General features: G+C 58.9%; 22 protein-coding genes. 16 read left to right on the forward strand and 6 right to left on the reverse strand.

Annotation, left to right across the window (positions count from 1 at the left end):
• The first annotated feature begins 8 nt into the window (after window positions 1–8).
• Window positions 9–479, forward strand: a complete 471-nt coding sequence (locus OKC40_RS08650; protein WP_270794821.1) for a glycine zipper 2TM domain-containing protein — start codon at window positions 9–11, stop codon at window positions 477–479.
• A 108-nt stretch (window positions 480–587) separates the two neighbouring features.
• On the opposite strand, the gene OKC40_RS08655 is transcribed toward OKC40_RS08650, so the two are convergent.
• From OKC40_RS08655 to ald, 3 genes are all read right to left on the reverse strand, one after another.
• A complete protein-coding gene (locus OKC40_RS08655) occupies window positions 588–1,835 on the reverse strand; it encodes a diguanylate cyclase (protein WP_182932480.1) in 1,248 nt (415 codons plus the stop codon).
• Window positions 1,836–1,898: 63 nt separating this feature from the next.
• Window positions 1,899–2,849: a thioredoxin-disulfide reductase gene (gene trxB / locus OKC40_RS08660; RefSeq protein WP_270794823.1), complete on the reverse strand. Its 951-nt coding sequence runs from the start codon at window positions 2,847–2,849 to the stop codon at window positions 1,899–1,901.
• 186 nt (window positions 2,850–3,035) lie between these two features.
• A complete protein-coding gene (gene ald / locus OKC40_RS08665) occupies window positions 3,036–4,151 on the reverse strand; it encodes an alanine dehydrogenase (RefSeq protein ID WP_042657883.1) in 1,116 nt (371 codons plus the stop codon).
• A 150-nt stretch (window positions 4,152–4,301) separates the two neighbouring features.
• Here ald and lrp point away from each other — a divergent pair, with 150 nt between their 5' ends.
• The 5 genes from lrp (at window position 4,302) to serS (ending at window position 11,278) form a co-directional block, all read left to right on the forward strand.
• Entirely contained in the window at window positions 4,302–4,793 is a 492-nt protein-coding gene (gene lrp / locus OKC40_RS08670; protein WP_005300047.1) for a leucine-responsive transcriptional regulator Lrp, read from the forward strand.
• Between the two features lie 202 nt (window positions 4,794–4,995).
• The gene (locus OKC40_RS08675) at window positions 4,996–7,512 is read left to right on the forward strand and encodes a DNA translocase FtsK (protein WP_075112405.1); all 2,517 of its coding nucleotides are present in this window, start codon (window positions 4,996–4,998) and stop codon (window positions 7,510–7,512) included.
• Between the two features lie 80 nt (window positions 7,513–7,592).
• Entirely contained in the window at window positions 7,593–8,201 is a 609-nt protein-coding gene (gene lolA / locus OKC40_RS08680; protein ID WP_042063852.1) for an outer membrane lipoprotein chaperone LolA, read from the forward strand.
• Window positions 8,202–8,354: 153 nt separating this feature from the next.
• Window positions 8,355–9,692 carry a replication-associated recombination protein A gene (locus OKC40_RS08685; protein ID WP_270794826.1) on the forward strand — a complete coding sequence of 446 codons (1,338 nt, stop codon included), beginning with the start codon at window positions 8,355–8,357 and terminating at the stop codon, window positions 9,690–9,692.
• Window positions 9,693–9,982: 290 nt separating this feature from the next.
• Window positions 9,983–11,278 carry a serine--tRNA ligase gene (gene serS, locus OKC40_RS08690; RefSeq protein WP_042657885.1) on the forward strand — a complete coding sequence of 432 codons (1,296 nt, stop codon included), beginning with the start codon at window positions 9,983–9,985 and terminating at the stop codon, window positions 11,276–11,278.
• Between the two features lie 2 nt (window positions 11,279–11,280).
• Here serS and OKC40_RS08695 read toward each other — a convergent pair whose 3' ends face one another.
• Window positions 11,281–11,457 carry a hypothetical protein gene (locus OKC40_RS08695; RefSeq protein WP_162626921.1) on the reverse strand — a complete coding sequence of 59 codons (177 nt, stop codon included), beginning with the start codon at window positions 11,455–11,457 and terminating at the stop codon, window positions 11,281–11,283.
• An 8-nt stretch (window positions 11,458–11,465) separates the two neighbouring features.
• On the opposite strand from OKC40_RS08695, the gene OKC40_RS08700 reads away from it, so the two are divergent.
• The 9 genes from OKC40_RS08700 (at window position 11,466) to OKC40_RS08740 (ending at window position 19,626) form a co-directional block, all read left to right on the forward strand.
• Window positions 11,466–11,954 carry a CvpA family protein gene (locus tag OKC40_RS08700; protein WP_042657886.1) on the forward strand — a complete coding sequence of 163 codons (489 nt, stop codon included), beginning with the start codon at window positions 11,466–11,468 and terminating at the stop codon, window positions 11,952–11,954.
• A 21-nt stretch (window positions 11,955–11,975) separates the two neighbouring features.
• The gene (gene purF / locus OKC40_RS08705) at window positions 11,976–13,496 is read left to right on the forward strand and encodes an amidophosphoribosyltransferase (protein ID WP_058051778.1); all 1,521 of its coding nucleotides are present in this window, start codon (window positions 11,976–11,978) and stop codon (window positions 13,494–13,496) included.
• 218 nt (window positions 13,497–13,714) lie between these two features.
• Window positions 13,715–14,473, forward strand: a complete 759-nt coding sequence (miaE, locus tag OKC40_RS08710) for a tRNA isopentenyl-2-thiomethyl-A-37 hydroxylase MiaE (protein ID WP_139690445.1) — start codon at window positions 13,715–13,717, stop codon at window positions 14,471–14,473.
• A gap of 303 nt (window positions 14,474–14,776) precedes the next feature.
• Entirely contained in the window at window positions 14,777–15,421 is a 645-nt protein-coding gene (gene adk / locus OKC40_RS08715) for an adenylate kinase (RefSeq protein ID WP_042657889.1), read from the forward strand.
• 98 nt (window positions 15,422–15,519) lie between these two features.
• A complete protein-coding gene (gene hemH, locus OKC40_RS08720) occupies window positions 15,520–16,494 on the forward strand; it encodes a ferrochelatase (protein WP_270794829.1) in 975 nt (324 codons plus the stop codon).
• A 34-nt stretch (window positions 16,495–16,528) separates the two neighbouring features.
• Window positions 16,529–16,921 (forward strand): MAPEG family protein, encoded by a 393-nt coding sequence (locus tag OKC40_RS08725; RefSeq protein ID WP_270794830.1) that lies wholly within the window; start codon window positions 16,529–16,531, stop codon window positions 16,919–16,921.
• Window positions 16,922–17,108: 187 nt separating this feature from the next.
• A complete protein-coding gene (locus OKC40_RS08730) occupies window positions 17,109–18,413 on the forward strand; it encodes an inosine/guanosine kinase (protein ID WP_042063841.1) in 1,305 nt (434 codons plus the stop codon).
• Between the two features lie 180 nt (window positions 18,414–18,593).
• Window positions 18,594–18,956, forward strand: coding sequence for a DUF2750 domain-containing protein (locus OKC40_RS08735; protein WP_005337077.1), 363 nt, complete (start codon window positions 18,594–18,596; stop codon window positions 18,954–18,956).
• 175 nt (window positions 18,957–19,131) lie between these two features.
• The gene (locus OKC40_RS08740; protein WP_270794831.1) at window positions 19,132–19,626 is read left to right on the forward strand and encodes a hypothetical protein; all 495 of its coding nucleotides are present in this window, start codon (window positions 19,132–19,134) and stop codon (window positions 19,624–19,626) included.
• Here the strand turns inward: OKC40_RS08740 and OKC40_RS08745 are convergent.
• Complete coding sequence (locus OKC40_RS08745; protein WP_270794833.1) at window positions 19,589–21,229, reverse strand: EAL domain-containing protein; 1,641 nt, start codon at window positions 21,227–21,229, stop codon at window positions 19,589–19,591. The two genes, OKC40_RS08740 and OKC40_RS08745, sit on opposite strands and share 38 nt — an antisense overlap.
• A 189-nt stretch (window positions 21,230–21,418) precedes the next feature.
• Between OKC40_RS08745 and glgC the strand changes: the two genes are divergently transcribed.
• The gene (gene glgC, locus OKC40_RS08750; protein WP_042063835.1) at window positions 21,419–22,693 is read left to right on the forward strand and encodes a glucose-1-phosphate adenylyltransferase; all 1,275 of its coding nucleotides are present in this window, start codon (window positions 21,419–21,421) and stop codon (window positions 22,691–22,693) included.
• An 84-nt stretch (window positions 22,694–22,777) separates the two neighbouring features.
• Here glgC and OKC40_RS08755 read toward each other — a convergent pair whose 3' ends face one another.
• Window positions 22,778–24,775, reverse strand: coding sequence for a hypothetical protein (locus OKC40_RS08755; protein WP_182937640.1), 1,998 nt, complete (start codon window positions 24,773–24,775; stop codon window positions 22,778–22,780).
• Window positions 24,776–24,778: the final 3 nt, after the last annotated feature.

The following is a 24,778-nucleotide window of genomic DNA, read 5'->3' on the forward strand; positions in this document are numbered from 1 at the left end:
GTTCATAGATGAAGGCCATTATCCTGATAGTATCCAGCTTGCTCTACTTTGTCACGGCGCCCGCCGGGGCGGAAGTTTACCAGCGCAATACCGCGCGGCCGGTCAATCAGGTGGTGTTTGGCCAGGTCGAAACGGTGCGCAATATTACCCAGCGTCAGATCCTGGAGTCCGAGCACTCTGGCTGGAAGACGCTGGGTGGTGCCGTACTGGGTGGCCTGCTTGGCAACCAGTTTGGCGGCGGTCATGGCCGTGAAATCGCCACCGCCGTCGGAGCGCTCGCGGGTGCTGCGGCCGCGCAGCAATACCAGTCTGGGGGAACCGTGGTGGAAAACAAGCTGGTGGAGCTGCTGATCCGTAACGAGCAACAGGCACTTATCAATGTGATCCAGGATTATGATCCCGCCATGGTCTTTGCCAATGGGGACAAGGTGCGCATTCTCTATTTCGATGATGGGGTGCGGGTCGACAAGACTTACTGACTGTCGATAGTCATGGTGATGGGGAGACGGTGGCAGGAAATGAACCCGCAGACTCTCCTGCTGGAAAGTCTGTCGGGCGGTAATACACGGGACTGATGCCCTGAGGATTCAGATAGCCGTCTCTTGAGAGACTATCTTGTCGCGACCGGTGTTCTTTGCCTGATAAAGCAGCCGGTCTGCTTCGCTCAGCGCCTCGTCCATGGATACCCGCCCGACGCTGATCACGCCGTAACTGGCGCGCACAAACAGCGGGGTCTCCGGTGACAGGGGTTGCTGGCGCAGCTGCTGACGCAGCCCTTCAAGACGCTTGATCAACACGGGGACGGTGCAGTGGGGCACCATCATGGCAAATTCCTCTCCACCAAAGCGGGCGATCATGGCATCGGGGAAGAACTGGGTCAGTAGCCGGGTCAGGTGGCAGAGCAGTTGATCGCCGATGGCATGGCCCCAGTGATCGTTGACCTGCTTGAAGTGATCCACATCGAGCACACAGAGCGCGAGTTGTGTCTGCTGGCGTTGATGCTCTTCAAACCACTTTTGCCCTTCGTTGAACCAGTAACGCCGGTTGTAGAGACCGGTCAGGTAGTCACGATTGGCTGACTCCTGAATGCTGTTGAACTGCTCGAGTGCTTCCAGATTGTGGCTGACCCGGCACTGCAGCTCTTCCGGCTCGAACGGCTGGTTGAGAAAGTCGTTGGCGCCCTGCTTGAGGTAGCGAGCAGATAGACCGCGCTTGTCCGAGACCGAGATCCCGATAATTGCGAGCTGCTGCTTGCTGTAACGCTCTCTCAGCATCCTCACCAGACTGATGCCATCGATATCCGGCATGTAGTAGTCAACCAGTGCCAGTCTAATGGCCGGGTGCTGCTCCAGCATTGCCATCGCCTCACGGGCGTGGCTCGCCTCATGCACCTGCAACAGCTGTTTGCGCAACTGGGCCATGGTGCGGTGGCGGGAGGTGCGTGAGTCATCGACCACCAGCACTTCGATGGACTGGTTGAGATAGAGGCGGTGCACCAGACTGACGGCGTATTGCAGCGAGTGGCGCGAATCCTTCATCACATAGTCCAGCACGCCGGTTTCCAGCCAGGCGGCACGTTTATCCTCGCTGATGTCGGCAGTGAGGATCACCACCGGCAAACCCCGCTCCAGCAGCTCGTTCACCGCTTCGCCACGGGGGGCATCCGGCAAGGTCAAGTCCACCAGTGCGACCACATACTCCTCGCCCCGGCAGTGACGGGCACCTTCGAGGGTATCGAAGGCGTCAATCTCGAGGCCAGTCTGCTGGGCAATGGCCTGAGTCAGCATACGGCGAATGGTCAGGCTATCTTCGACAATCAATATCTTCTGTTTCATTAGACTCCTTAAATGAAAAAAGGCATACCGACTGGTATGCCTTATATCACATCTTGCGCGCGTTTATTGTGCGTCGAGATAACGCTCGGCATCGAGGGCTGCCATGCAGCCGGTACCGGCGGAGGTGATGGCCTGACGGTAGTTGTGGTCGGCCACGTCACCGGCGGCAAACACCCCTTCAATGCTGGTCTGGGTGGCAAAACCGTCCAGCCCGCCACGCACCTTCAGATAGCCGTTTTGCATCTCCAGCTGACCATCGAAGATCTGGGTATTGGGCTGGTGGCCGATGGCGATAAAGACGCCCATCAGCGGCAGCTCGCTGGTGCTGTTGTCCTGAGTGTTGCGCAGGCGTACACCGGTAACGCCCATCTGATCGCCCAGCACTTCGTCCAGAGTCTGGTGGGTGTGCAACACGATGTTGCCGCTCGCGACCTTGTCGTGTAGACGCTTGATCAGGATCTTTTCGGCACGGAACTCGTCGCGGCGGTGGATCAGGTGCACCTTCTTGGCGATGTTGGCCAGATAAAGCGCTTCTTCAACGGCGGTATTGCCGCCACCGATCACCGCCACTTCCTGATTGCGGTAGAAGAAACCGTCACAGGTCGCACAGGCGGAGACGCCGCGGCCCTTGAAGGCCTCTTCGGAGGGCAGGCCCAAATACTTGGCGGAGGCACCGGTCGCGATGATCAGGGCATCGCAGGTGTATTCGCCGTTGTCGCCCTTGAGGCGGAATGGGCGTTGAGTCAATTCGACACTGTTGATGTGATCAAACAGGATACGGGTATCGAACTTCTCTGCATGGGCTTTCATACGCTCCATCAGCACCGGGCCGGTCAAACCTTCCGGATCACCTGGCCAGTTCTCCACTTCGGTGGTGGTGGTCAGCTGACCCCCTTGTTGCATGCCGGTGATGAGCAGGGGATTGAGGTTGGCGCGGGCGGCGTAGACGGCCGCGGTGTAACCGGCCGGGCCTGACCCTAAGATCAGCAATTTGCTGTGAGTGACTTGGCTCATGATGTAATTTCCGGGATGTGATGAGTTTGCGCGATTGTAGGTAATTCGTGATCCGCGGTCAAAGGCTGGCGAGTCGATTGCACTAATCGTGTTCGCAAGGGGTGACAGCGCGAAATAAAGGGATAAAAAAACCGCCCATCGCGGGCGGATTTTCACTCATCGTTGACTGGCGCAGGCCAGCGCAGATCAGTTCAGCAGGGTCAGGGCATCCGTATGGGCAAGGCCATGAGCCACGGCCACCTCCTTGCAAGTCAGCTTGCCATTCATCACGTTGAGGCCATGACGCAGGTGTACGTCTGACAACAGGGCGTCGCGGTAGCCTTGCTGAGCCAGCTTGATGATAAAGGGGAGGGTGGCATTGTTGAGCGCCACGGTCGAGGTGCGAGCCACCGCCCCCGGCATGTTAGCGACACAGTAGTGCACCACCTCATCGACGATAAAAGTAGGATCTTCATGGGTGGTGGCGTGGGAGGTTTCCACACAACCGCCCTGATCGATCGCCACATCGACGATGGCAGAGCCCGGCTTCATGCGCGCAATGTGGTCACGGCTGACAAGTTTTGGCGCAGTGGCACCCGGCACCAGCACGCCGCCGATGACCAGATCCGCGGCCAGCAGATGGCGCTCCAGGGTCTCGCTGTTGGAGTAGACCACCTTGGCCGCGCCCTGGAACTCGTTATCGAGGCGGCGCAGGGTATCGACGTTGTTGTCGAGGATGGTGACATCCGCGCGCAGGCCAATGGCCATGCGGGCTGCATTGGAGCCGACCACGCCGCCGCCGATGATCACCACCTTGGCCGGTTCGACACCGGGTACGCCGCCGAGCAGCACCCCGCTACCACCGCGCGATTTTTCCAGCGCCTGGGCACCAGCCTGAATAGACATGCGTCCGGCCACTTCCGACATGGGGGCCAGCAGGGGAAGGCCGCCACGGCCGTCGGTGACGGTTTCATAGGCGATGCAGATGGCGCCGCTTTGCAGCAGGGCTTCGGTCTGGGCCAAGTCTGGCGCCAGATGCAGATAGGTGAACAGGGTTTGACCCGGACGCAGCATGGCACATTCGACAGGCTGAGGTTCCTTGACCTTGACGATCATCTCGGCTTTGGCGAAAACCTCTGCTGCAGAGGCCAAAATTTCGGCGCCAACAGCGATATAATCTGCATCGCTGAAGCCAATGCCGTTTCCGGCACCGCTTTGGACGAAAACAGTATGGTTTCGTGCTGTCAGTTCACGTACACTGGCCGGAACCATGCCTACGCGGTATTCATGGTTTTTTATCTCTTTAGGTACACCGATAATCATGCTATCCCTCGTCTATAGATTGGTGTTTCATGTTGCCAAAATGTTAACCAACATTTGCGCCTAGTATATTCAGGTATTGACAGGATTTGTGACCATAATTATAAAATGACTGGTGATTCTTACCAAAAAATAGCCAAAGGATGGAATAAAATGATGGAAGCTAAGAGTCGGCTAAAGGATTTGGACAGGATTGACCGCAACATTCTTAATGAACTGCAAAAGGATGGCAGGATTTCGAATGTTGAGTTGTCCAAACGAGTTGGCCTGAGTCCTACACCGTGTCTGGAACGGGTTCGTCGCCTCGAGCGACAAGGTTATATCGAAGGATATGCCGCTATTCTGAACCCTCATTATCTGGACGCATCTCTGCTGGTGTTTGTAGAGATAACCCTCAATCGCGGGGCGCCCGATGTATTTGAACAGTTCAACAAGGCTGTTCAGGTACTCGAAGAGATCCAGGAGTGTCATCTGGTCTCCGGTGACTTCGACTATCTGCTCAAGACCCGAGTCAGCGACATGTCGGCTTACCGCCGTTTGTTGGGGGAAACCCTGCTGCGTCTGCCCGGTGTCAACGACACCCGCACCTACGTGGTGATGGAAGAGGTCAAGCAGAGCAGTCGTCTGGTGATCAGCACCCGATAAAGCAGGTTATGCCGTGGTTTCTTTTCCATATGAGACACCATGACAGTCAGAAACGAGCGGCCGGTCCGCTCGTTTCTTCTTGTAAAGATAATTGCAAATATGGCCCCGTCCCATCAGGCTCTGGCTGACAATCGGTGGGCTTTTCGGGGATACTAGGCCCCCTTATTTCCTGCATTACATGTTTTCAGAAAGGAGCCGGAGTTTGGCCGATAAAAAGCTGTTTACTCCTTTATCAGGTACACAACGGATCTTCGAAGCCGTCTTGATCGCCATCACCCTGATGGCTGCTTATCTTCTGCTTGCCCTGTTGTCCTATCATCCCGCTGATCCCGGCTGGTCCCAGACCTCCTGGCAAGGGGAGGTGAAGAACCTCGCCGGTAGTGCCGGTGCCTGGCTCGCCGATATCACCATGTTTACCTTTGGTGCCTTCTCCTATCTGGTGCCGCCGCTGGTGGTACTGCTGGGCTGGAGTCTGTTCTGGCGCCCGAGCCGTCTGCTCGATGTGGATTACCTCACCCTGGGGGTGCGGATCATCGGCTTTATCCTGACCGTGCTCGGCATGTCGGCCATTGCCAGCATGAACTTCAACGATATGCAGAACTTCTCCGCCGGTGGTCTGGTGGGGGATGTGATTGCCTCCGCGGTGGTGCCGCTGTTTGGCGGCGTCGGGGCCAACCTGATGCTGCTCTGCTTCGTGGCAACCGGCATCACCCTGTTTACCGGCTGGTCATGGCTTACCATCGTCGAGCAGATCGGCGCGGCCTGTACCGGTTCGGTCAGCGCCGTTTACCACTTCCCGACCACCCTCGGCCGCTGGCTGACCGGTGGCTGGCGTCAACCCCGCAACGAGGGGCCGGATCCCTTGCTGGAAGGCGGGGTAGGGGCCATCGCGTTTGATGACGAGGAAGATGAGCCACACACCAGCTGGACTCGCAGGCCCAAGGCCAAGGATCAGAAGGCCGCCGCCGAAGAGTGGCTGCCGGAACTCGACGACGATACCTTCGAGTTCGACCCGCAGTTTGATGATGAAGATGACGAGCCGGCTCCGGCTGCCAAGCCCAAACGTGCGGTGGCGGCTGCCAATGGTCGCCGTCAGCCGGTACTGGCTGTGGCCGATGACGATGATGAGGACGATCTGGATCTGCCGTGGGCCGAGGGTGACGACGAGGTCGCCGCACCGGTAGCCGTCGCACCGACCAGGCCCAAGCGTCGTCCGCAATCCACGATGCCCCCGTTGCCAAGCATCGAACTGCTGGACAGACCGCCTGCCAAGACCCAGATGATGAGCAAGGATGAGCTGGATCGCATGGGCCGTCTGGTGGAGGCCAAGCTTGCCGACTACAACGTGCAGGCCAAGGTGGTCGGCGTCTATCCGGGCCCGGTCATTACCCGTTTCGAGCTGGATCTGGCGCCGGGCATGAAGGCGAGCAAGATCACCAACCTCTCGCGCGATCTGGCCCGTTCCCTCTCTGCCAGCAGTGTGCGGGTGGTTGAAGTGATCCCGGGCAAGACCTTCGTCGGGATTGAGCTGCCCAACCGGGTGCGCCAGACCGTCTACCTGCGCGAGACCCTCGACTGCGATGCCTTCCGCGACAGCCGCAACCCGCTCACCATGGGCCTGGGTCAGGACATCGCAGGGGAGCCGGTGGTGGTGAACCTGGCCAAGATGCCGCACTTGCTGGTGGCCGGTACCACAGGTTCCGGTAAGTCGGTGGGGGTGAACACCATGATCATCTCGATGCTCTACAAGTCATCCCCCGATGACCTGCGCTTCATCATGATCGACCCCAAGATGCTGGAACTCTCGGTCTACGAAGGGATCCCGCACCTGCTGACCGAGGTGGTGACCGATATGAAGGACGCCGCCAACGCCCTGCGCTGGTGCGTGGGCGAGATGGAGCGTCGTTACAAACTGATGTCGGCAGTTGGCGTGCGTAACCTCAAGGGCTACAACGACAAGGTGCTGGCCGCTATCGAAGCGGGCGAGCCGCTGCTCGACCCGCTGTGGCGTCCGGGTGACTCCATGGATCAGATGCCGCCGGAGCTGGAAAAACTGCCCCACATCGTGGTGGTGGTGGACGAATTTGCCGACATGATGATGATCGTCGGCAAGAAGGTGGAAGAGCTGATTGCCCGTATCGCCCAGAAGGCGCGGGCGGCCGGTATTCACCTCATTCTGGCGACCCAGCGTCCGTCGGTGGATGTGATTACCGGCCTTATCAAGGCCAACATCCCGACCCGTATTTCGTTCCAGGTGTCGAGCAAGATAGACTCGCGCACCATCATCGATCAGGGCGGGGCCGAATCGCTGCTCGGCATGGGCGACATGCTCTACATGCCGTCCGGTACCTCCAACCCGACCCGGGTACACGGTGCGTTCGTCGATGACCACGAAGTGCACAAGGTGGTGGCGGACTGGAAACTGCGCGGCGAGCCGAACTACATCGAGGAGATCCTCTCCGGTGAGTCGGGTGGCGAGGGTGGCAGCGGCGAATATGGCGGTGGTGGCGATGAAGAGCTCGACCCCCTGTTCGACGAAGCGGTCGCCTTTGTGGTGGAATCTCGCCGTGGCTCGACCTCCAGCGTCCAGCGCAAGTTCAAGATTGGTTACAACCGGGCAGCCCGTCTCATCGAGCAGATGGAGAATCAGGGCATCGTCAGCTCACCGGGCGGCAATGGTCAGCGCGACGTGCTGGCTCCGCCGCCGGTGCGGGACTAAGCCTCACCGTTTCATACTATCCCTGGCCATGCCCTCCGCGGGCGTGGCCTTTTATCGAGAGCGTCTTTATGAAGAGCGTGATGAAAAAACAACTGTTGATGGGTACCGTACTGCTGATGGCCAGCAGTCAGGTGTGGGCCGATGCGGCCAGCGATCTCAAACAGAAGCTGGCGGGTGTCAGCCTCTTCTCCGCCAAGTTTGCCCAGACCGTCTATGACAGCAAGGGCAAGGAGTTGCAAAAGGCCAGCGGCGATCTGCTGGTGCAGCGGCCAAACCGTTTCAACTGGCACACCACCTCGCCGGATGAGAGCCTGATCGTGGCCGATGGTCAGGATGTCTGGGTCTATGATCCCTTCGTCGAGCAGGTCACTGCCCTCAAGCTGAAAGATGCAGTGCTCAACACCCCCTTTATTCTGATCGCCGGCAATGACGACAAGTTCTGGAAGAACTATGACGTGACCCAGCAGGGGGATGTTTACACCGTCACCAGCCGCAACAAAGATGAGCTGATCGCCTCCTTCCGTGTCACCTTCGATCGGGCCAACAACATCAGCCGTTTCGATGTGAAAGAGGCGCAAGGGCAGTGGAGCGAATTCACCCTGAGCAGCTTCAACCGCAAGCCGGTGCTCAAGGGCAACGAATTTGTTTTCAAGATCCCGAAGGGGGTCGAGCTGGACGACCAGCGCTAATGAGCCCTCGGTCGTTGGATTGTGCGCCACTGCGCCAGTCAAAGGCGAGTGGCGTGACGCAGGGTGGTCAATGCCGATGAGTAACCTCTTATTGGATTCCTCGTCGGACCGTTTTTCCATGGCGGTATCCGTGATACTGAACGGTCAATACAGATGAGCAACTTGTCGCTGGATTTTTCATCGGACTTTCGTCCGCTGGCGGCCCGGATGCGGCCGCAAAACCTCGACCAGTATATCGGTCAGCAACATATCCTGGGGGCTGACAAGCCCCTGCGCAAAGCCATTCTGGCGGGTCACTGCCACTCGATGATCCTGTGGGGGCCGCCCGGTACCGGCAAGACCACGTTGGCAGAGCTGATGGCGCATTACTGTCAGGCTGAAGTGGAGCGGCTCTCTGCGGTCACCTCCGGCATCAAGGAGATCCGCGCCGCCATCGACAAGGCGAAGGAGAACAGCTGGCGCGGGGTGCGTACCATCCTGTTCGTGGATGAAGTGCACCGCTTCAACAAGAGCCAGCAGGATGTGTTCCTGCCTCACATCGAAGATGGCACCATCACTTTTATCGGTGCCACCACTGAAAACCCCTCGTTCGAACTCAACAACGCACTGCTCTCTCGGGCCCGGGTCTATCTGCTCAAGCGGCTGGAGGAGAGCGACATCCTCGCCATGATCGATCAGGCGATGACCGATCCCCGTGGTCTCAATGATCCGGCGCTCACCTTTGCCCCCGGCGTCAAAGAGGCGCTGGCCAAGGCGGTCGATGGGGACGGGCGCAAATCCCTCAACTATCTGGAGCTGTTGGCCGACATGGCCGAAACCGACAGCACTGGGGCGCGGGTGATCGACAGCGGTCTGCTCGCTGCCGTGGTGGGGGAGCATGTGGCCCGCTTCGACAAGGGGGGGGATCACTTCTACGACCTCATCTCGGCGGTGCACAAATCCATTCGCGGTTCGGCGCCGGATGCGGCGCTCTACTGGTATGCCCGCATGGTGAGTGCCGGTTGCGATCCGCTCTATATTGCCCGCCGCTTGCTGGCGATTGCCTCGGAAGATGTGGGCAATGCCGATCCCCGTGCCATGCAGGTCGCCCTGTCGGCCTGGGATTGCTTCCATCGGATCGGTCCGGCGGAAGGGGAGCGAGCCATCGCCCAGGCGATCGTCTATCTTGCCTGTGCCCCGAAAAGCAATGCGGTCTATACCGCCTGGAAGGCGGCGCTTCATGATGCCAAAAACCTGCCTGACTTCGAGGTGCCGGTACACCTGCGCAATGCCCCGACCAAACTGATGAGCGATCTGGGCTATGGCGCCGAATATCGCTACGCCCATGACGAGCCGGGGGCCTATGCCGCGGGCGAGCAATATTTTCCGCCGGAGCTGGCGGGCAAGCAGTACTACCAGCCCACCGATCGCGGTCTGGAAAAGCAGATCGGCCAGAAGCTCGACTACCTCCACGAACTGGACCGGCAGAGCCCGCAAAAACGGGGTCGCTAGTCGCGTGTTTTCTCCTGCTGGATGAAAAGTGGTCAGACACCGGAAAAATGGGGTGTCTGACCCCACAAGTCGGCAAAAACGACCCCAATAGTCCCTGTTCGGGCGGGGGGGCGGTCTGCTACACTGCCCGTCTGACCCCGTTGGTTTCGGCCTGATACCATCTTCTTGATTTCGAAGGCCCGATTCTGAACACGATTGGGGTGCGCCAACCGATGTTAACTTCCGGATCTGTTTCCCAGCCCGTCATGATGACTCAGGCCCAGATCCCATTTTAAAAAAGTAGGTAAACCATGCTGGATCCCAAATATCTGCGCAGCGATATCGAAGAGGCTGCCGCTCGTCTGGCGACACGCGGTTACGTTCTGGACGTAGCGGCTGTCAACGCTCTGGAAGAGAAACGCAAGGATCTGCAGTCCCGTACCCAGGAGCTGCAGGCCGAGCGCAACGCCCGCTCCAAATCCATCGGTGAAGCTGCCCGTCGTGGTGAAGATGTTGCCCCGCTCAAGGCCGAAGTGACCAAGATCAACGACGAGCTGGAAACCAGCAAGGTCGAGCTGGATGCCCTGCTGGCCCAGCTGAAAGCCATTGCCGACGCCATCCCCAACCTGCCGAGCGAGACTACTCCGGTGGGTCGTGACGAGAACGACAACGTGGAAGTGCGCCGCTGGGGTACCCCGCGTCAGTTCAGCTTCCCGGTGCGTGATCATATCGATCTCGGTGAAGCGGCCAAGGGCGTTGACTTCAAGAATGGCGTCAAGCTCTCCGGTGCCCGTTTCGTGGTGATGAAGGGGCAGATTGCCCGCCTGCACCGCGCGCTGGCCCAGTTCATGCTGGATCTGCACACCCTGCAGCACGGTTATACCGAATGCTACGTCCCTTATCTGGTCAACCCGGATAGCCTCTATGGCACCGGCCAGTTGCCCAAGTTCTCCCAGGATTTGTTCAATACCGGGATTGAGGGCGAAGGGGAAGATGAAGGCAAGATGCGCAAGTTCTCGCTGATCCCGACCTCCGAAGTGCCGCTCACCAACATGGCCCGCGACGAGATCTTCGACGAGCAGGAACTGCCGATCAAGATGACCGCCCACAGCCCCTGCTTCCGCTCCGAAGCGGGCTCCTACGGTCGTGATACCCGTGGTCTCATCCGTATGCACCAGTTCGACAAGGTCGAGATGGTTCAGCTGGTTCACCCGGAGCAATCCTGGGAAGCGCTGGAAGAGATGGTGGGTCACGCCGAGAAGGTGCTGCAACTGCTGGAACTGCCGTATCGCGTGATGGCACTCTCTACCGGTGACATGGGCTTCTGCGCCGCCAAGACCTACGATCTGGAAGTGTGGCTGCCAGCCCAGAACACCTACCGCGAGATCTCCTCTGTCTCCAACTGCACCGACTTCCAGGCGCGCCGCATGCAGGCTCGCGTGCGCATCGACGGCAAGCCGCAGCTGCTGCACACCCTGAACGGCTCCGGTCTGGCGGTGGGTCGTACTCTGGTCGCGGTGATGGAGAACTACCAGCAGGAAGATGGCCGCATCGCCATCCCGGCTGCGCTGCAATCCTACATGGGTGGCCTGACCCACATCGGGTAAGCTCACACCGCTGACCACAACGCCATGGCATTGCCATGGCGTTGTGCATTCTGGCGCCGGTCAACCGTTTTAGTGCTGAAAAAATGCGGCTTTTCGGCGCCGCTTTGAACAGTTAACACATTTTTATCAAGCAATGCGCAATCGTTTTTGTTAGACTGCGCCGCAATTTCGCAGGACATCTTTTTCTATGGTCTGGATTGATTACGCCATCATCGGCATCGTCGGTTTTTCTGCTCTCATCAGCCTGGTGCGCGGCTTCGTCAAGGAGGCCATGTCTCTTGTCACCTGGTTTATCGCCTTCTTTATTGCCAGCCATTTCTATCCCGATCTCGCCGTCTATTTCACCTCGTTCTCCGATGCGCTGGTGCGCAACGGTCTGGCCATCGCGGCGCTGTTTGTGGCGACCCTGATCCTCGGCAGCGTGGTCAACTATGTGGTGGGCCTGTTGGTGGACAAGACGGGTCTCTCCGGTACCGATCGGGTGCTGGGGGTCTGCTTCGGCGCAATTCGCGGGGTGCTGATCGTCAGTGCCCTGCTTTTTTTCATGGATACCTTCACCAGCCTCTCCCAGAGCGACTGGTGGGTGGCGTCCAAGCTGGTGCCGGAGTTCAAGCCGGTGATCCAGTGGTTTTTCGGGTTCATGTTGAACTCATCCAGTTTTCTTAAACAGGTATAGTGACTTCGAGGTAGCAAAGACATGTGTGGTATTGTCGGTATAGTTGGCACCACCCCCGTCAATCAGGCCCTCTACGACGCCTTGACGGTGTTGCAGCACAGGGGACAGGATGCCGCCGGGATCGTGACCATTGAGAGTGGAAACTTCCGGCAACGCAAGGCCAATGGCCTGGTGAAGGACGTGTTTGAAGTGCGCCACATGCAGCGTCTGCAAGGGAACATCGGCATAGGTCATGTCAGATATCCCACCGCAGGCAGCTCAAGTGCCGCTGAAGCCCAACCTTTTTATGTGAACTCGCCCTACGGCATGGTGCTGGCCCATAACGGCAACCTCACCAACGCCAAGGAGCTCAAGGAGCAGCAGTTCAAGGTCGCCCGCCGTCACATCAACACCACCTCCGACTCGGAAGTGTTGCTGAACGTGCTGGCCCATGAGCTGGATCGCTGCGACAAGATGGCGCTGCGCCCCGAAGATATCTTCGCTGCAGTGCGCAGAACCCATCAGCAGATCCGCGGCGCTTATGCGGTGGTCTCGCTGGTGATTGGCCATGGCCTCATCGGCTTTCGTGATCCCAACGGCATTCGCCCGCTGATCCTCGGTCGTCGTCAGGACGAGCAGGGTCAGGTGGAGTACATGCTCGCCTCCGAGAGCGTGGCGCTCGACGCCATCGGTTTCGAGACGGTGCGGGATATTGCGCCGGGTGAAGCCATCTACATCACCGAGCAGGGCCAGCTCTTCTCCGAGCAGTGTGCGGAGAACCCGCAGATGAGCTCCTGCATCTTCGAATATGTCTACTTTGCCCGTCCCGATTCGTGCATCGACAAGGTCTCGGTCTACGCTGCCCGCCTCAACATGGGTCGCAAGCTGGGTCAGAAGATTGCCCGCGAATGGGAAGATCTCGACGTCGATGTGGTTATCCCCATCCCCGAGACCTCCTGTGACGTGGCACTGGAGATCGCCCACACCCTCGACCTGCCATACCGTCAGGGCTTCGTGAAGAACCGCTACATCGGTCGTACCTTCATCATGCCGGGCCAGACCCAGCGCAAGAAGTCGGTGCGCCGCAAGCTCAACGCCATCGGCTCCGAGTTCAAGGGCAAGAAGGTGTTGCTGGTGGATGACAGCATAGTGCGCGGTACCACGTCCGAGCAGATCATCCAGATGGCCCGTGAAGCAGGGGCAGCCAAGGTCTACTTCGCTTCGGCGGCGCCGGAAATCCGCTTCCCCAACGTCTACGGTATCGACATGCCCACCGCCAACGAGCTGATCGCCCACGGCCGTGAAGTGGAAGAGGTGTGCAAGCTGATTGGTGCCGATGGCCTGATTTTCCAGGATCTGGAAGATCTGGAAGAAGCAGTGCGGGAGATCAACCCGGATCTGCGTCACTTCGAGACCTCGGTGTTCAACGGCCACTACGTCACCTCCGATGTGGACCAGTCCTATCTGGATCACCTCAACGCCCTGCGCAACGATGACACCAAAGCGGTGCGTGAATGGCAGGAAGGCACCAGCAATCTGGAAATTTTTAACGAAGGCAGTTAAACGTTTGCGATTTTGCCGGATGTGATAGCGAGATGGGGGCCAGTGGCCCCCATTGTCGTTTCTGCCGCGCACGGGCAGAAGGAGGAGGGGATATCTGTTTGAAAAATATCCGTTTATCGTGCCGGATATGGGCATGGCCAGCGGGATCCGCTAGCATAGGCGGCAACATATATGACCGATACGCTTTTAACCAGCGTGTTTAACAAACGAGAGTTCAGATGGATGATCTGCTAGCCCCAGTGCGCCAGTTTTTGCAGTGCGAGACCCCGGATGAGTGGGTAGAGATGGCGCGGGATCCGGCCCGTTTGCCGACCCTGCTCATCGATCACGCCAACTGCGAGACCAAGGCCGCACTCACCGCCCACAGTCTGGTGCGCCGCTACTGCCTGCCCAAGGGCAAGCGCCATCTGCTGCCCAAGCTGGAGTTTTATCGCGAGCTGGATGCCATTCCGGAGAAGGCCGAGATCCTGGGCAAACGCAGCATGGGGGAGTCTGATCGCACCGTCTTTGCCGAGCTGGAACGCAACCCGCTGCTGTTTCCCATGGTGCGGCTCATTCAGGAGGAGCTGCATCACTTCGAGCAGGTGCTGGAGATCATGCAGGCCCGTGGCATCGAGTACGGACCGGTGACGGCCTCCCGCTATGCCCGCCAATTGATGCAGCATGTGCGCACCCATGAACCGGCCACCATCGTCGACAAGATGATCATCGGTGCCTATATCGAGGCCCGCTCCTGCGAGCGATTTGCCAAGCTGGCGCCCCATCTGGATGAAGAGCTGAGTCGCTTCTACGTCTCTTTACTGCGCTCCGAAGCGCGCCACTATCAGGATTACCTCACGCTGGCCGAACAGTACGCAGGGGAGGATATCAGCGAGCGGGTGGCCTTCTTTGGCAAGCTGGAAGCCGAGCTTATCTGCTCGCCGGATCCGCAGTTCCGGTTCCATAGCGGCCTGCCTGTCACATCTGACAGTTGTTGACGCACAGGGGGCAAACTACTATTGCCCTGTTCCTACTACGAGCGACAAGTAGTTACTTTTGAGCGCAATTCCCGGCCCCGAGCCGGGATCTTTTTTTCTGCCGTACCTCCTTCCTGCATGTGGCGCTCTATGCTGAATCCCTGGCTATTTTTGCGTCTGTCCCTTGCGATGAAATCCTGTTCGATCAGCCGGTTATTGTGGCGATAAAGTGCTCATTCAGGTGGCTCACCCTTGTAGAAACGGGCGAAACCGTGTACTTTTTTGCCTTCGCAAGATTTGAATAACCAATCAATAGGAGCGTGTATGCGCATTGTTCTGTTGGGGGCTCCGGGCGCCGGCAAAGGTACTCAGGCTCAGTTCATCATGGAAAAACACGGTATTCCCCAGATCTCCACCGGCGACATGCTGCGTGCAGCGATCAAAGCGGGCACCGAGCTCGGTCTGAAAGCCAAAGCTGTGATGGACGCAGGTCAGCTGGTCTCTGACGACATCATCATCGGTCTGGTCAAAGAGCGCATCGCTCAGCCGGATTGCGCCAAAGGCTTCCTGTTGGACGGTTTCCCGCGCACCATTCCCCAGGCGCAAGCCATGAAGGACGCCGGTGTTGTGGTTGATTTCGTGCTTGAGTTCGCTGTGCCGGACGAAGAGATCGTCAAGCGCATGAGCGGCCGTCGCGTTCACTCCGGCTCCGGCCGTACCTACCACGTGGTGTTCAACCCGCCGAAAGTGGAAGGCAAGGATGACGTGACCGGTGAAGATCTGGTGATCCGCGCCGACGACGAAGAGACCACAGTACGCAAGCGTCTGGATGTATATCATCAGCAGACCGCGCCGCTGATCGGTTTCTACGGCAAAGAGGCGGAAGCGGGCCACACTCGTTACGTCAAGATCGACGGCACCCAGCCGGTTGATCAGGTCAGCAAGCAGCTTGCCACCATTCTGGGCTGATCTTTGCTGCCGGCACAGTTTCCCGTGCCATCAGATAAATAAAGAGAAGGGCCCTGCGGGGCCCTTTTTGCATAATGACAGATAGACAGGAAGCCAACGTGACCACGAAAACCGGAATATTGCTGGTCAATCTGGGTACCCCAGCCGCACCGACCACCGCTGCCGTCAAAGCGTTCCTCAGCCAGTTCCTGCACGATCCCCGTGTGGTGGACCTGCCCCGTTATCTCTGGTGCCCGCTGCTCCACTTCATTATCTTGCCGACGCGCTCGCCCAAAGTGGCCAAGCTCTATCAGCAGGTGTGGACCGAGCAGGGCTCGCCGCTGATGGTGATCAGCAAGCAGCAGCGCGCCGCGCTGGAGCAGGAGCTCAAGCGGGAGGGGGTCGAGGTGCCGGTGGAGCTGGCGATGACCTATGGTTCCCCGTCAGTGAATGATGGCTGGCAGGCGCTCAAGGCCAAAGGGGTCAACCGGGTGATCCTGTTGCCGCTCTATCCGCAATATTCGGTCAGTACCACCGCCTCGGTCTTCGATGCCTGGGGCAAGGCGATGAAGAAAGAGCGCAATCTGCCGGTGGTGCGGCTCATTCGTGATTATCACGCCCATCCCGAATACATTCAGGCGCTGGCCATGAGCGTGCGCCGTCACTGGGAGCTGCACGGCCAGGGGGATCACCTGCTGATGTCGTTTCACGGTATTCCCGAGCGTTACGAAAACGAAGGGGACCCCTATGGTCACCAGTGTCGCCATACTGCCACCCTGCTGGCCGAAGCACTCGGGCTGGCGGCCGGGCAGTGGACGGCCAGCTTCCAGTCCCGCTTTGGCAAGGAGGAGTGGCTCAAGCCCTACACCGACGTGACCATCGCCAGTATGCCGGCAGCGGGCATCAAGCGGCTCGATGTGATTTGTCCTGCCTTTGCTGCCGATTGCCTCGAAACCCTCGAGGAAATTCAGGTACAGAACCGGGAGATCTTCATGGAGGCTGGTGGCGAGCGGTTTGAATATATTGCGGCTCTCAACAGCGATCAGGCCCACATCCGGATGATGGTCTCGCTCATCTGCCGCGAACTGGCATGAGTGATCGACAGTCAGTCAAACAAGGAGTCGAGTCATGGTACATATCACGCTGATTTACGCAGGCCTGCTGGGGCTGCTGTTTCTGGGGTTCTCCTTCTGGGTGGTCAGACGCCGCGCCCAGTTCGGGGTGATGATAGGGCAGGGGGAAGCCCCCGAGCTGCTGGCGGCGATCCGGGCTCACGGCAATTTTGCCGAGTATGTGCCGTTGACCCTGCTGCTGATGGCGCTGTGCGAGATTTCCGGTGCCGGTGCGCTCTGGCTGCATGCCGGTGGCGCCATGCTGCTGGTCGGCCGCATCCTTCATGCCATCGGCATCCAGATCCCGAAAGCCCCCAATGTGCCCCGTTTTCTGGGCACCCTGCTGTTTTGGCTCGCCCTCGGACTCTTCTCGGTGCTGGACCTGTTGCAGGGCGTGGCGACACACTGAACGCTGGCCGCATTTTTGTACTTCAGAACCACCCCGGGCGGGGTGGTTTTTTTATGGTGAAAAGGCAAACGTTTTTCCTTGCAACCCTTGTCTATACTGACTCCATTATTTAAACAGGGCGACTTTTCGGGACGGCGGATTGTGTTAAAATCCCGCCCCTCTTTCCCCCAGAGCACAGAACATTGCCATGAAATTTCCCGGTCAGCGCAAGTCCAAACACTACTTCCCTGTCGACAGACGCGATCCCCTGGTGCCGCAAAATCCCCTGTTAACCGAGCTGGGCAAAGCCTACGTGGTCGGGATTGATCAGACCCTGGTTGATATCGAAGCCCATGTGGATGAAGCGTTTCTGACCCGTTATGGTCTGAGCAAGGGGCACTCCGTTGTCATCAACGACGACGTGGCCGAACGCATTTATGACGAGCTCAAGGCCAACAACATGGTGGTGAGCGAGTTTGCCGGTGGCACCATCGGCAACACGGTACACAACTACTCGGTGCTGGCCGATTCCCACTCCATCCTGCTGGGTGTGATGAGTCAGGACATTCGCATCGGCTGCTACGCCTACCGTTATCTGTGCAACACTTCGTCTCGCGTCAATCTGGACTATCTGCAGCCGGTTGATGGCCCTATCGGCCGTTGCTTCACCTTCATCACCGAGTGCGGCGAGCGCAGCTTCGGCATCAACGCCGGCAAGATGAACCAGCTGGATGTGCAGCACATTCCGGAGGATGTGATCAAGGGGGCCTCTGCACTGGTGATCACCGCCTATCTGGTGCGTGGTGACGATGGTGATCCGATGAAAGAGGCCGCCATGGCGGCCGTCCGTTATGCCCGCGAGGCCGGTATTCCCGTGGTGCTGACCCTGGGCACCCGTTTCGTCATCGATGAAAATCCCCAGTGGTGGCGTGACTTCATTGCCGAGAACGTGACTGTGCTGGCGATGAACGAAGACGAAGGTGAAGCCCTGACCGGTATCGCTGATCCGCTCGGTGCGGCCGACAAGGCGCTCGACTGGGCCGACATGGTGCTCTGTACCGCAGGCCCCATCGGTCTCTACATGGCGAGCTACACCGACGAGGATTACAAGCGCGAGACCACTCATACCTTGCTGCCTGGCGTGATCCCCGAGTTCAACATGTATGAGTTCAGCCGCCCGATGGCCCGCGCCAAGTGCCGCAAACCGGCTCGCATCTACTCCCACATCTCCCCGTACATGGGTGGCCCGGAGAAGATCAAAAACACCAACGGGGCAGGGGATGGCGCGCTCTCTGCCGTGCTGCACGACATGGTCGCCAACTCCTATCACCGGATGAATGTGCCCAACTCCGCCAAGCACACCTCCGAGTTCCTGACCTACTCCTCACTGGCCCAGGTGTGCAAATATGCCAACCGTGTCAGCTACGAGGTGCTGGCCCAGAGCAGCCCCCGTCTCTCCCGCGGTTTGCCGGAGAAAGAGGACAGCCTGGAAGAGGTTTACTGGGAGCGTTGATCTCCTGAATCTGCAAGGCGCCTCCATCGGGAGGCGTTTTTGCAGGCTAATGGGGGTTATCCCGGCTTTTTTCCAGTAATAACCCCAATATGCTTGAGTCCATGTCGCTTTTGCGACACCATTTGGCCATCGTATTGTCGCCCGACAATGCCGCAGCACCCGAAAGAAAGAGAGAATCCCATGAGCATGCTTAACGACAACCTTGACGCCAATTTCCAACTGTTTATCGAACAAGTCCGCGAGTCGGGTCAGGTGTGGGGTCTGCGCTATGGGGAAGACTGGGTCGTCTGCCGCTCCGCCGAATTTGAAGACGCCGACGTGATGCCGCTCTGGTCTGCCGAAGAGGACGCCCGTCTGCACTGCGTCGACGAGTGGGCCGATTACGAGCCGGAAGTGATCGATCTGGAAGAGTTTCTCGATATCTGGATCAACGATCTGGATGAAGACGATGTGCTGGTCGGCCCGAACTGGAACGCCGATCTGGAAGGTCAGGAGCTCGAGCCCATCGAGCTGGCCAAGGCATTGGTTGAACTGGACGCCTGAAAGCGCCTCCATTGATGGCCTGAACGTACAGGCCATCGGGACAAAGACCGGCACCCGTGAGGGTGCCGGTCTTTTTTATGGTCGAATGGCCCGATTGATGAGTTAAAAGCCGATTTGCCTTTGCACCTGTCAGGGGGATGGTCCATCATCAACCTTTTGCCAAGGGAGGAGCGCCATGTTTGTATTCGACGTAACGGGAGCTGCGGGTGAGAAGGCCAGCATTCGGGTGCAGGCGCTGGATTGGGCGCAAGCCGGACCTGTGACCTTCCAGTGCGATGATGATCAGCTGGCGGTCGTGCTCCTGAGCGGTTGTCGTTGCGATGCGGTGGGCTTTTTCAATCTGCTGGCGGGGTGTAAACCGCTCTATATCGAGCAGTGGCTCAGCTATCTGCAGGAGAGTGGTCGCATTGGCAAGTGGAGTCACCAGACCGATAGTCCCGCCGATGGGGACTATCTGGCCAGAGCAGGTCTGGAGCACGATGAACTCAATACCTTGCTTGGCCAGGTCTATCAGGTGGCGGGGTTCAACCGGTTGCAGATCAACCGTTACCTCAAGAACCGCCACAACCCCACCACACTGGCGACCCGTTACGATCAGAAAGAGCTGGAGCGCTATCGCCAGCTCAATGACATCATTCTGACCCTTTTGAAGCTGAAGCATCCTCAGTAAAGAGCCCCAGCTGGCTGATATCCGGTCGCAACGGTTGCGGCCGGGCGATCAGATAACCCTGCAAACCATCCACGTACATCCCCTGCAGCAGCTGTTTCTGGCCAAGCTGTTCTACCCCCTCTGCAATTACCTGACATCCCATTCGATGTGATACATCGACGATCATCCGCACGAACTGCTGGTTGGTCTGATCCTGCTCCAGCCCGGTGATCAGGGCTGGGTCCAGCTTGATGTAGTCGGGCTTGAGCTCGCGAAACAGGGTAAAGGAGCCGATCCCTTTGCCGAAATTGGCGATGGCCGAGCGGCTGCCGTTGCGGCGCAGCAGTTCAAACACCCGCTTGGCGCCGGTCAGGTTGCGTTCCAGATGCTCTTCATCCAGTTCGAACACCAGATTGGCGCTGGTATTGGGATCTTTGAGCAGCTGGCGGTCAAGCCAGATCAGGAAGGCGCTGTTTTGCAGCAAGTTGGGAGAGAGATTGATCCCCCAGCGACTCTGGTTGGCACCAAAGGCCCGGTACTGGCGCATGATGTGGGTAATGACCAACTGCTCCAGCCGCATCACCATATCCAGCCGCTGCGCCATGGCAAACAGGGTGTCGGTGGGCAGGGCGGTGCCGTCGTTGCCGCTGAAGCGGGTGTAGATCTCGTTGTAGGCCAGCATGCTGCGGTGCAGCGGCTGGATCGGCTGGTAGGTAAAGCTGAGCCGCTCCTGCGCTAGCACTTCGGTCAGCACTTCGCGCCAGTGGTGTTGCCCCTGCAGATCGGAGACGTTGTCATCCTGCTGGATAGCCCAGCCGTTGATGGTTTCGGTCTGGGCGCGGGCCAGCGCCAGATCCGCTCTGGCCAGTACCGCTTCGATTTGCTGACCGCTGCTGAGCTTGGTGAGGCCGGAGTAGGCGGTGCTCTCCAGCTCGTGCTGATCCTGATAGTGATCGAAAGCCGCTTTCAAATCCTGCCCCAGCAGATGGGGGGGGATATTGGCCACCGGCTGCACCAGTACGGCGAAATCGGCCCCCGAGATGCGATAGACCTGATTGCCCGGGAAGCGGCTCACCACCCGCTTGATGAGGGCGGCCATGTCCTTGATATAGGCATCACCAGACTGGAAGCCGCGCTGGGCGTTGATCTTGCCAAGCTCGGTGGCGCGGATCAGCACCAGGGTGGCGGTCTGGGTGTCCTGATCCCGCTGCAGCAACTCGGTCATGTCACGGCGAAAGGCGTGGCGGTTGAGTAGTTGGGTCAGCTCGTCGGTAGTGGCCAGATTGCTCAATTCGGTCAGCTGGCGATGAGCGCTCTGCTCGGCGCTTTCGAACTGCTCCAGCAACTGCTGCAGCACCTCGCGGGAGGCGGGCTCATCGAGCTGGGAGGGATCCCGGCTTCTGAGCGCCTTGACCCAGGTAAGCTCCTGATGCTGGAGCAGGCCATCCAGGGTACGAATGGCCAGCATCAGCAGCAGGATCATGCCAAGCAGTGTGGTGGCCACAATAATGGCCAGGGTGAGCGGTGTGCTCTGAAGGGCCAACCAAACTGCTTGCAGTAGCAGCAGGGGTATGGTCACTATGGTGGCGATGAGAAACAGGGAACGTCCGAGCTTGTGAACCATCTTGTCATCCTTGAAGTGGCTGCTTTATGGGGGAATTTTAACCAAGCTGGCGGAGCAAAGCATGCTATTCCTCGCAACTTGGTTAAAAGGGTCAATTGGGATCGGTTAAATGTGAGTGAAACCACTTTCACAGCTACCGAATCAGGCGAAGATGAGTTGAAAATAGATCAAACAAGGCAGAGGTAAATCATGTTGTTAGAGCCCGAAAATAGTGCCAAAGCACGACAATTACTGAACCAGAGTATGGCACTGGTGCTGGCGGGAGGGCGTGGCAGTCGCCTGAAACAGTTGACCGACAACCGCGCCAAGCCTGCCGTCCATTTCGGTGGCAAATTCCGGATCATTGATTTTGTGCTCTCCAACTGTATCAACTCGGGGATCCGCCGCGTTGGTGTAGTCACTCAATACAAATCTCACAGCCTGCTGCGTCACCTGCAATCGGGCTGGTCCTTCCTGCGTTACCAGATGAACGAATTCATCGACCTGCTCCCGGCCCAGCAACGGGTGGACGAGGTGCACTGGTATCGCGGCACCGCCGATGCCATCTATCAGAACGTCGATATCATCCGTGACTATGGCCCTAAATACATAGTGGTGCTGGCGGGGGATCACATCTACAAGATGGATTACGCCGCCATGCTGCTCGACCATGTGCGCCTTGGCGCCAAGGTGACGGTGGCCTGTATCGAGGTGCCAAGAGCCGAGGCATCCGCCTTCGGGGTGATGGACATCGATGAGCAGCGCAAGATCCGCGCCTTTGTGGAGAAACCGGCCAATCCGCCCGCCATGCCGGGTTGCGAGGATCGCTCGCTGGCCTCCATGGGGATCTACATCTTCGAGGCGGAGTACCTCTATCAACTGCTGGAGGAGGACATTCTCAATCAGGACTCCAAACACGACTTCGGCATGGATCTGATCCCCCGCATCGTGGAAGAGGGACTGGCGTTTGCTCACCCCTTCAGCATGTCCTGTGTCGGCGCGCGCGAGGGGCAAAAACCCTACTGGCGTGACGTGGGCACCCTGGATTCGTTCTGGGAAGCGAACATGGATCTCGCCTCCGTGCTGCCCGAGCTCGATATCTACGATCAGAACTGGCCCATCTGGACCAGCCAGACCCTGACGCCACCGGCCAAGTTTGTGCAGGACCGCAATGGTCAGCACGGGATGACCATCAACTCCATGTTCTCGGGTGGTACCATTGTCAGCGGGTCGTTCGTGCTCAACTCGGTGCTCTTTACCAATGTGCGGGTGCACTCCTTCTGCACCCTGGATCAGGCCATCATCTTCCCTGGGGTCGAGATCGGCGCCGGTTGCCGTCTGCGCCGGGTGGTGGTGGATAAAGGGTGTGTGCTGCCCGATGGGCTGGTGGTGGGCGAAAACGCCGATGAGGATAGCCGCCGCTTCTACCGCTCCGAGCAGGGGATCGTGCTGGTGACCAAAGAGATGCTGGACAAGCTGGTTTGAGGAAGGTCCTTGAAACTATGTCAGACGCTGTAATGCAAAGGGAGCCAAGTTGGCTCCCTTTTTCATCCTGGTGAATGGCGAGGATTACTCGCTAACCACCGCTTTGGCGGCCATCACCATGGCGGTGCCGTGCTTGCCACCGGCGGCGGTCACTTGCGGTACGCCATCTTCGTCGGTGTCGCTGCCGGCACCTTCGATGATGTTCTCGCCGGAGTCACCGATCCACTCGGCCATCTGCATGCCACCGTTGACGGTGCCACGGAACCAGCTGACGTACTGACCGGTCAGCTTGGCCAGCTCCAGCTCGGGCGCCTTCTCGGCCCCTTCGTTGCGCAGGTTCAGCATGGCTGAGCGCAGGGCACCGGAGATGGCAGCCTGGGTCCATGGGGTGTATTCACCCTGTTTACCCGCCAGCCAGGTGCCAGCCTTGGCATTGAAGTAGGCCTTGTCGGCGGTGATGAACAGCTCGCGGGCAGCTGTACGGTACTTGGCATCGGAGGTAGCGAGAAACGCAGCGGTCAGACCACGGATGGCGGCGAACTGCGCATCGACAGACTGGCCAGCATCGAGCTTGCCACCCAGGGTGATGCCGTCATGCACCAGACCATTCTTGCCCTTGAGGTTGGCCAGGATGAAGTCGGCCTGTTTGCGGATCAAGTCGAGCGCCTGCTGACCCTGCTTGGTTTTGAGGTTCAGCTCGCCATTGTCACCGGCGGCATAACCGACCGGCAGCGCATCCTGAGCACGCTGGAAGATCTGCAGGGCGACCAGTGCGTAAGCGGCGTCAAAGGTGGTGACGTGCTTGCCCTGTTTGCCAGCCTGCCAGCTGTCGACCAGGGTGCCAGCCTTGGTATCAAAGTGCAGGGCGGCCAGGTTCTTGAAGGTGAGGTTGGAGAGATTGATCGCCAGCGAGAAGGCATCGCTGCCCGTGACGGCCTTGCCCAGGTCATTGGCCTGGTTGGCAGCCGGTGCGGCGGCAAACGGCGCGCCGTCAAACACGGCGTGGAAGGCCGGGTTCTGGTTGGTGTTGGCGCTGCGCTGATCGCTGAAGGCATAGAACTCGGAGAGCGGCCACAGCATCATCCAGGCATCGCGCAGCTGGGCGGAGCTATCCACCACCTCCAGCTTGCCGATGGCACCGGCATCGTTGTTGCTGGTTTCGGTCACTTTCACCTGATGGGGGAAGTAGACAACGCCCTTGGCCGGATCGTACTGCGGGGTGATCTTGGCGCCCAGTTGCTTGCCATCGAAGCCGAGCTGGTTTTGCATGATGGCCAGCTTGTCGATGGACTGCTCGGTCAGCATCATGCCGTTGAAGCCGTCAGCGGCAGAGACGCCCAGCTTGTGCTTGCCATCCTGATCCATGGTGGCGGAGGCGGCTTCTACCTCTTCATCGGTATCGGCCACGTGCATGCCGCCGAGGAAATCTTGCGACCACATCACCTCTTTGAGCAGGATGCCGCCCACGGCTGCGGGTACCAGCAGGTTGTCACTGCCGCTCCAGCGCAGGGTGCTGTAGTCACGGAAGTAGGCGGGCACCTGGGTCTTGACGGTCTTCTCGGTGCCTTTGGCGGTCTTGATGGTGATCTGGTCGCCATTGACCGGAGTGGCGTTGACGGCCTGGGCAAACTCCGGATTGGCGGAGGCGTAGGGAAGGGAGAGGGGATACATGCCCTGAGGCACTTCATCGGCCGGGAAGCCGACCGCATCGGCCATGGCCAGTACCCGTTGCCCCAGAGAGGCCATGGTGCCACCACGGGCCAGGTTTTGCGGCCCGTTCACCAGATGAGGGCCCATGCCGGATTGGTAGTTGAGGGCGTACATGGCCTCTTCGGAGTACTCGTAGGATTCGATGCCAGCGGCGAAGTCGAACGGGGTCGGCTCATCGGCACGGTTGGCATCCAGCACGTCCAGATCCAGCCCCAGCGCTTCGGCCAGCGGCTCACCGGAGAGCTCGAATTCGGTATAGGCCAGCATGTTGGCGGCGGTATTGAATGTCTTGTCTTCGACCTTGACGGCAGCGTGTGCGGCGCCGCTGATCAGTGCGCAGGCGATCGCCTGAACCAGTACGGTTTTTCTCATGTC

It is taken from the genome of Aeromonas sp. QDB11, from assembly GCF_027705265.1.
Classification (GTDB): Bacteria; Pseudomonadota; Gammaproteobacteria; order Enterobacterales; family Aeromonadaceae; genus Aeromonas; species Aeromonas allosaccharophila.

Bases quoted from the DNA above. Each gene is read 5' to 3' on its own strand.
- OKC40_RS08650 (WP_270794821.1), top strand. From the start codon at position 9: ATGAAGGCCATTATCCTGATAGTATCCAGCTTGCTCTACTTTGTCACG.
- OKC40_RS08655 (WP_182932480.1), bottom strand. From the start codon at position 1,835: ATGAAACAGAAGATATTGATTGTCGAAGATAGCCTGACCATTCGCCGT.
- trxB (WP_270794823.1), bottom strand. From the start codon at position 2,849: ATGAGCCAAGTCACTCACAGCAAATTGCTGATCTTAGGGTCAGGCCCG.
- ald (WP_042657883.1), bottom strand. From the start codon at position 4,151: ATGATTATCGGTGTACCTAAAGAGATAAAAAACCATGAATACCGCGTA.
- lrp (WP_005300047.1), top strand. From the start codon at position 4,302: ATGATGGAAGCTAAGAGTCGGCTAAAGGATTTGGACAGGATTGACCGC.
- lolA (WP_042063852.1), top strand. From the start codon at position 7,593: ATGAAAAAACAACTGTTGATGGGTACCGTACTGCTGATGGCCAGCAGT.
- OKC40_RS08685 (WP_270794826.1), top strand. From the start codon at position 8,355: ATGAGCAACTTGTCGCTGGATTTTTCATCGGACTTTCGTCCGCTGGCG.
- serS (WP_042657885.1), top strand. From the start codon at position 9,983: ATGCTGGATCCCAAATATCTGCGCAGCGATATCGAAGAGGCTGCCGCT.
- OKC40_RS08695 (WP_162626921.1), bottom strand. From the start codon at position 11,457: ATGTCCTGCGAAATTGCGGCGCAGTCTAACAAAAACGATTGCGCATTG.
- OKC40_RS08700 (WP_042657886.1), top strand. From the start codon at position 11,466: ATGGTCTGGATTGATTACGCCATCATCGGCATCGTCGGTTTTTCTGCT.
- purF (WP_058051778.1), top strand. From the start codon at position 11,976: ATGTGTGGTATTGTCGGTATAGTTGGCACCACCCCCGTCAATCAGGCC.
- miaE (WP_139690445.1), top strand. From the start codon at position 13,715: ATGGATGATCTGCTAGCCCCAGTGCGCCAGTTTTTGCAGTGCGAGACC.
- adk (WP_042657889.1), top strand. From the start codon at position 14,777: ATGCGCATTGTTCTGTTGGGGGCTCCGGGCGCCGGCAAAGGTACTCAG.
- OKC40_RS08725 (WP_270794830.1), top strand. From the start codon at position 16,529: ATGGTACATATCACGCTGATTTACGCAGGCCTGCTGGGGCTGCTGTTT.
- OKC40_RS08730 (WP_042063841.1), top strand. From the start codon at position 17,109: ATGAAATTTCCCGGTCAGCGCAAGTCCAAACACTACTTCCCTGTCGAC.
- OKC40_RS08735 (WP_005337077.1), top strand. From the start codon at position 18,594: ATGAGCATGCTTAACGACAACCTTGACGCCAATTTCCAACTGTTTATC.
- OKC40_RS08740 (WP_270794831.1), top strand. From the start codon at position 19,132: ATGTTTGTATTCGACGTAACGGGAGCTGCGGGTGAGAAGGCCAGCATT.
- OKC40_RS08745 (WP_270794833.1), bottom strand. From the start codon at position 21,229: ATGGTTCACAAGCTCGGACGTTCCCTGTTTCTCATCGCCACCATAGTG.
- glgC (WP_042063835.1), top strand. From the start codon at position 21,419: ATGTTGTTAGAGCCCGAAAATAGTGCCAAAGCACGACAATTACTGAAC.
- OKC40_RS08755 (WP_182937640.1), bottom strand. From the start codon at position 24,775: ATGAGAAAAACCGTACTGGTTCAGGCGATCGCCTGCGCACTGATCAGC.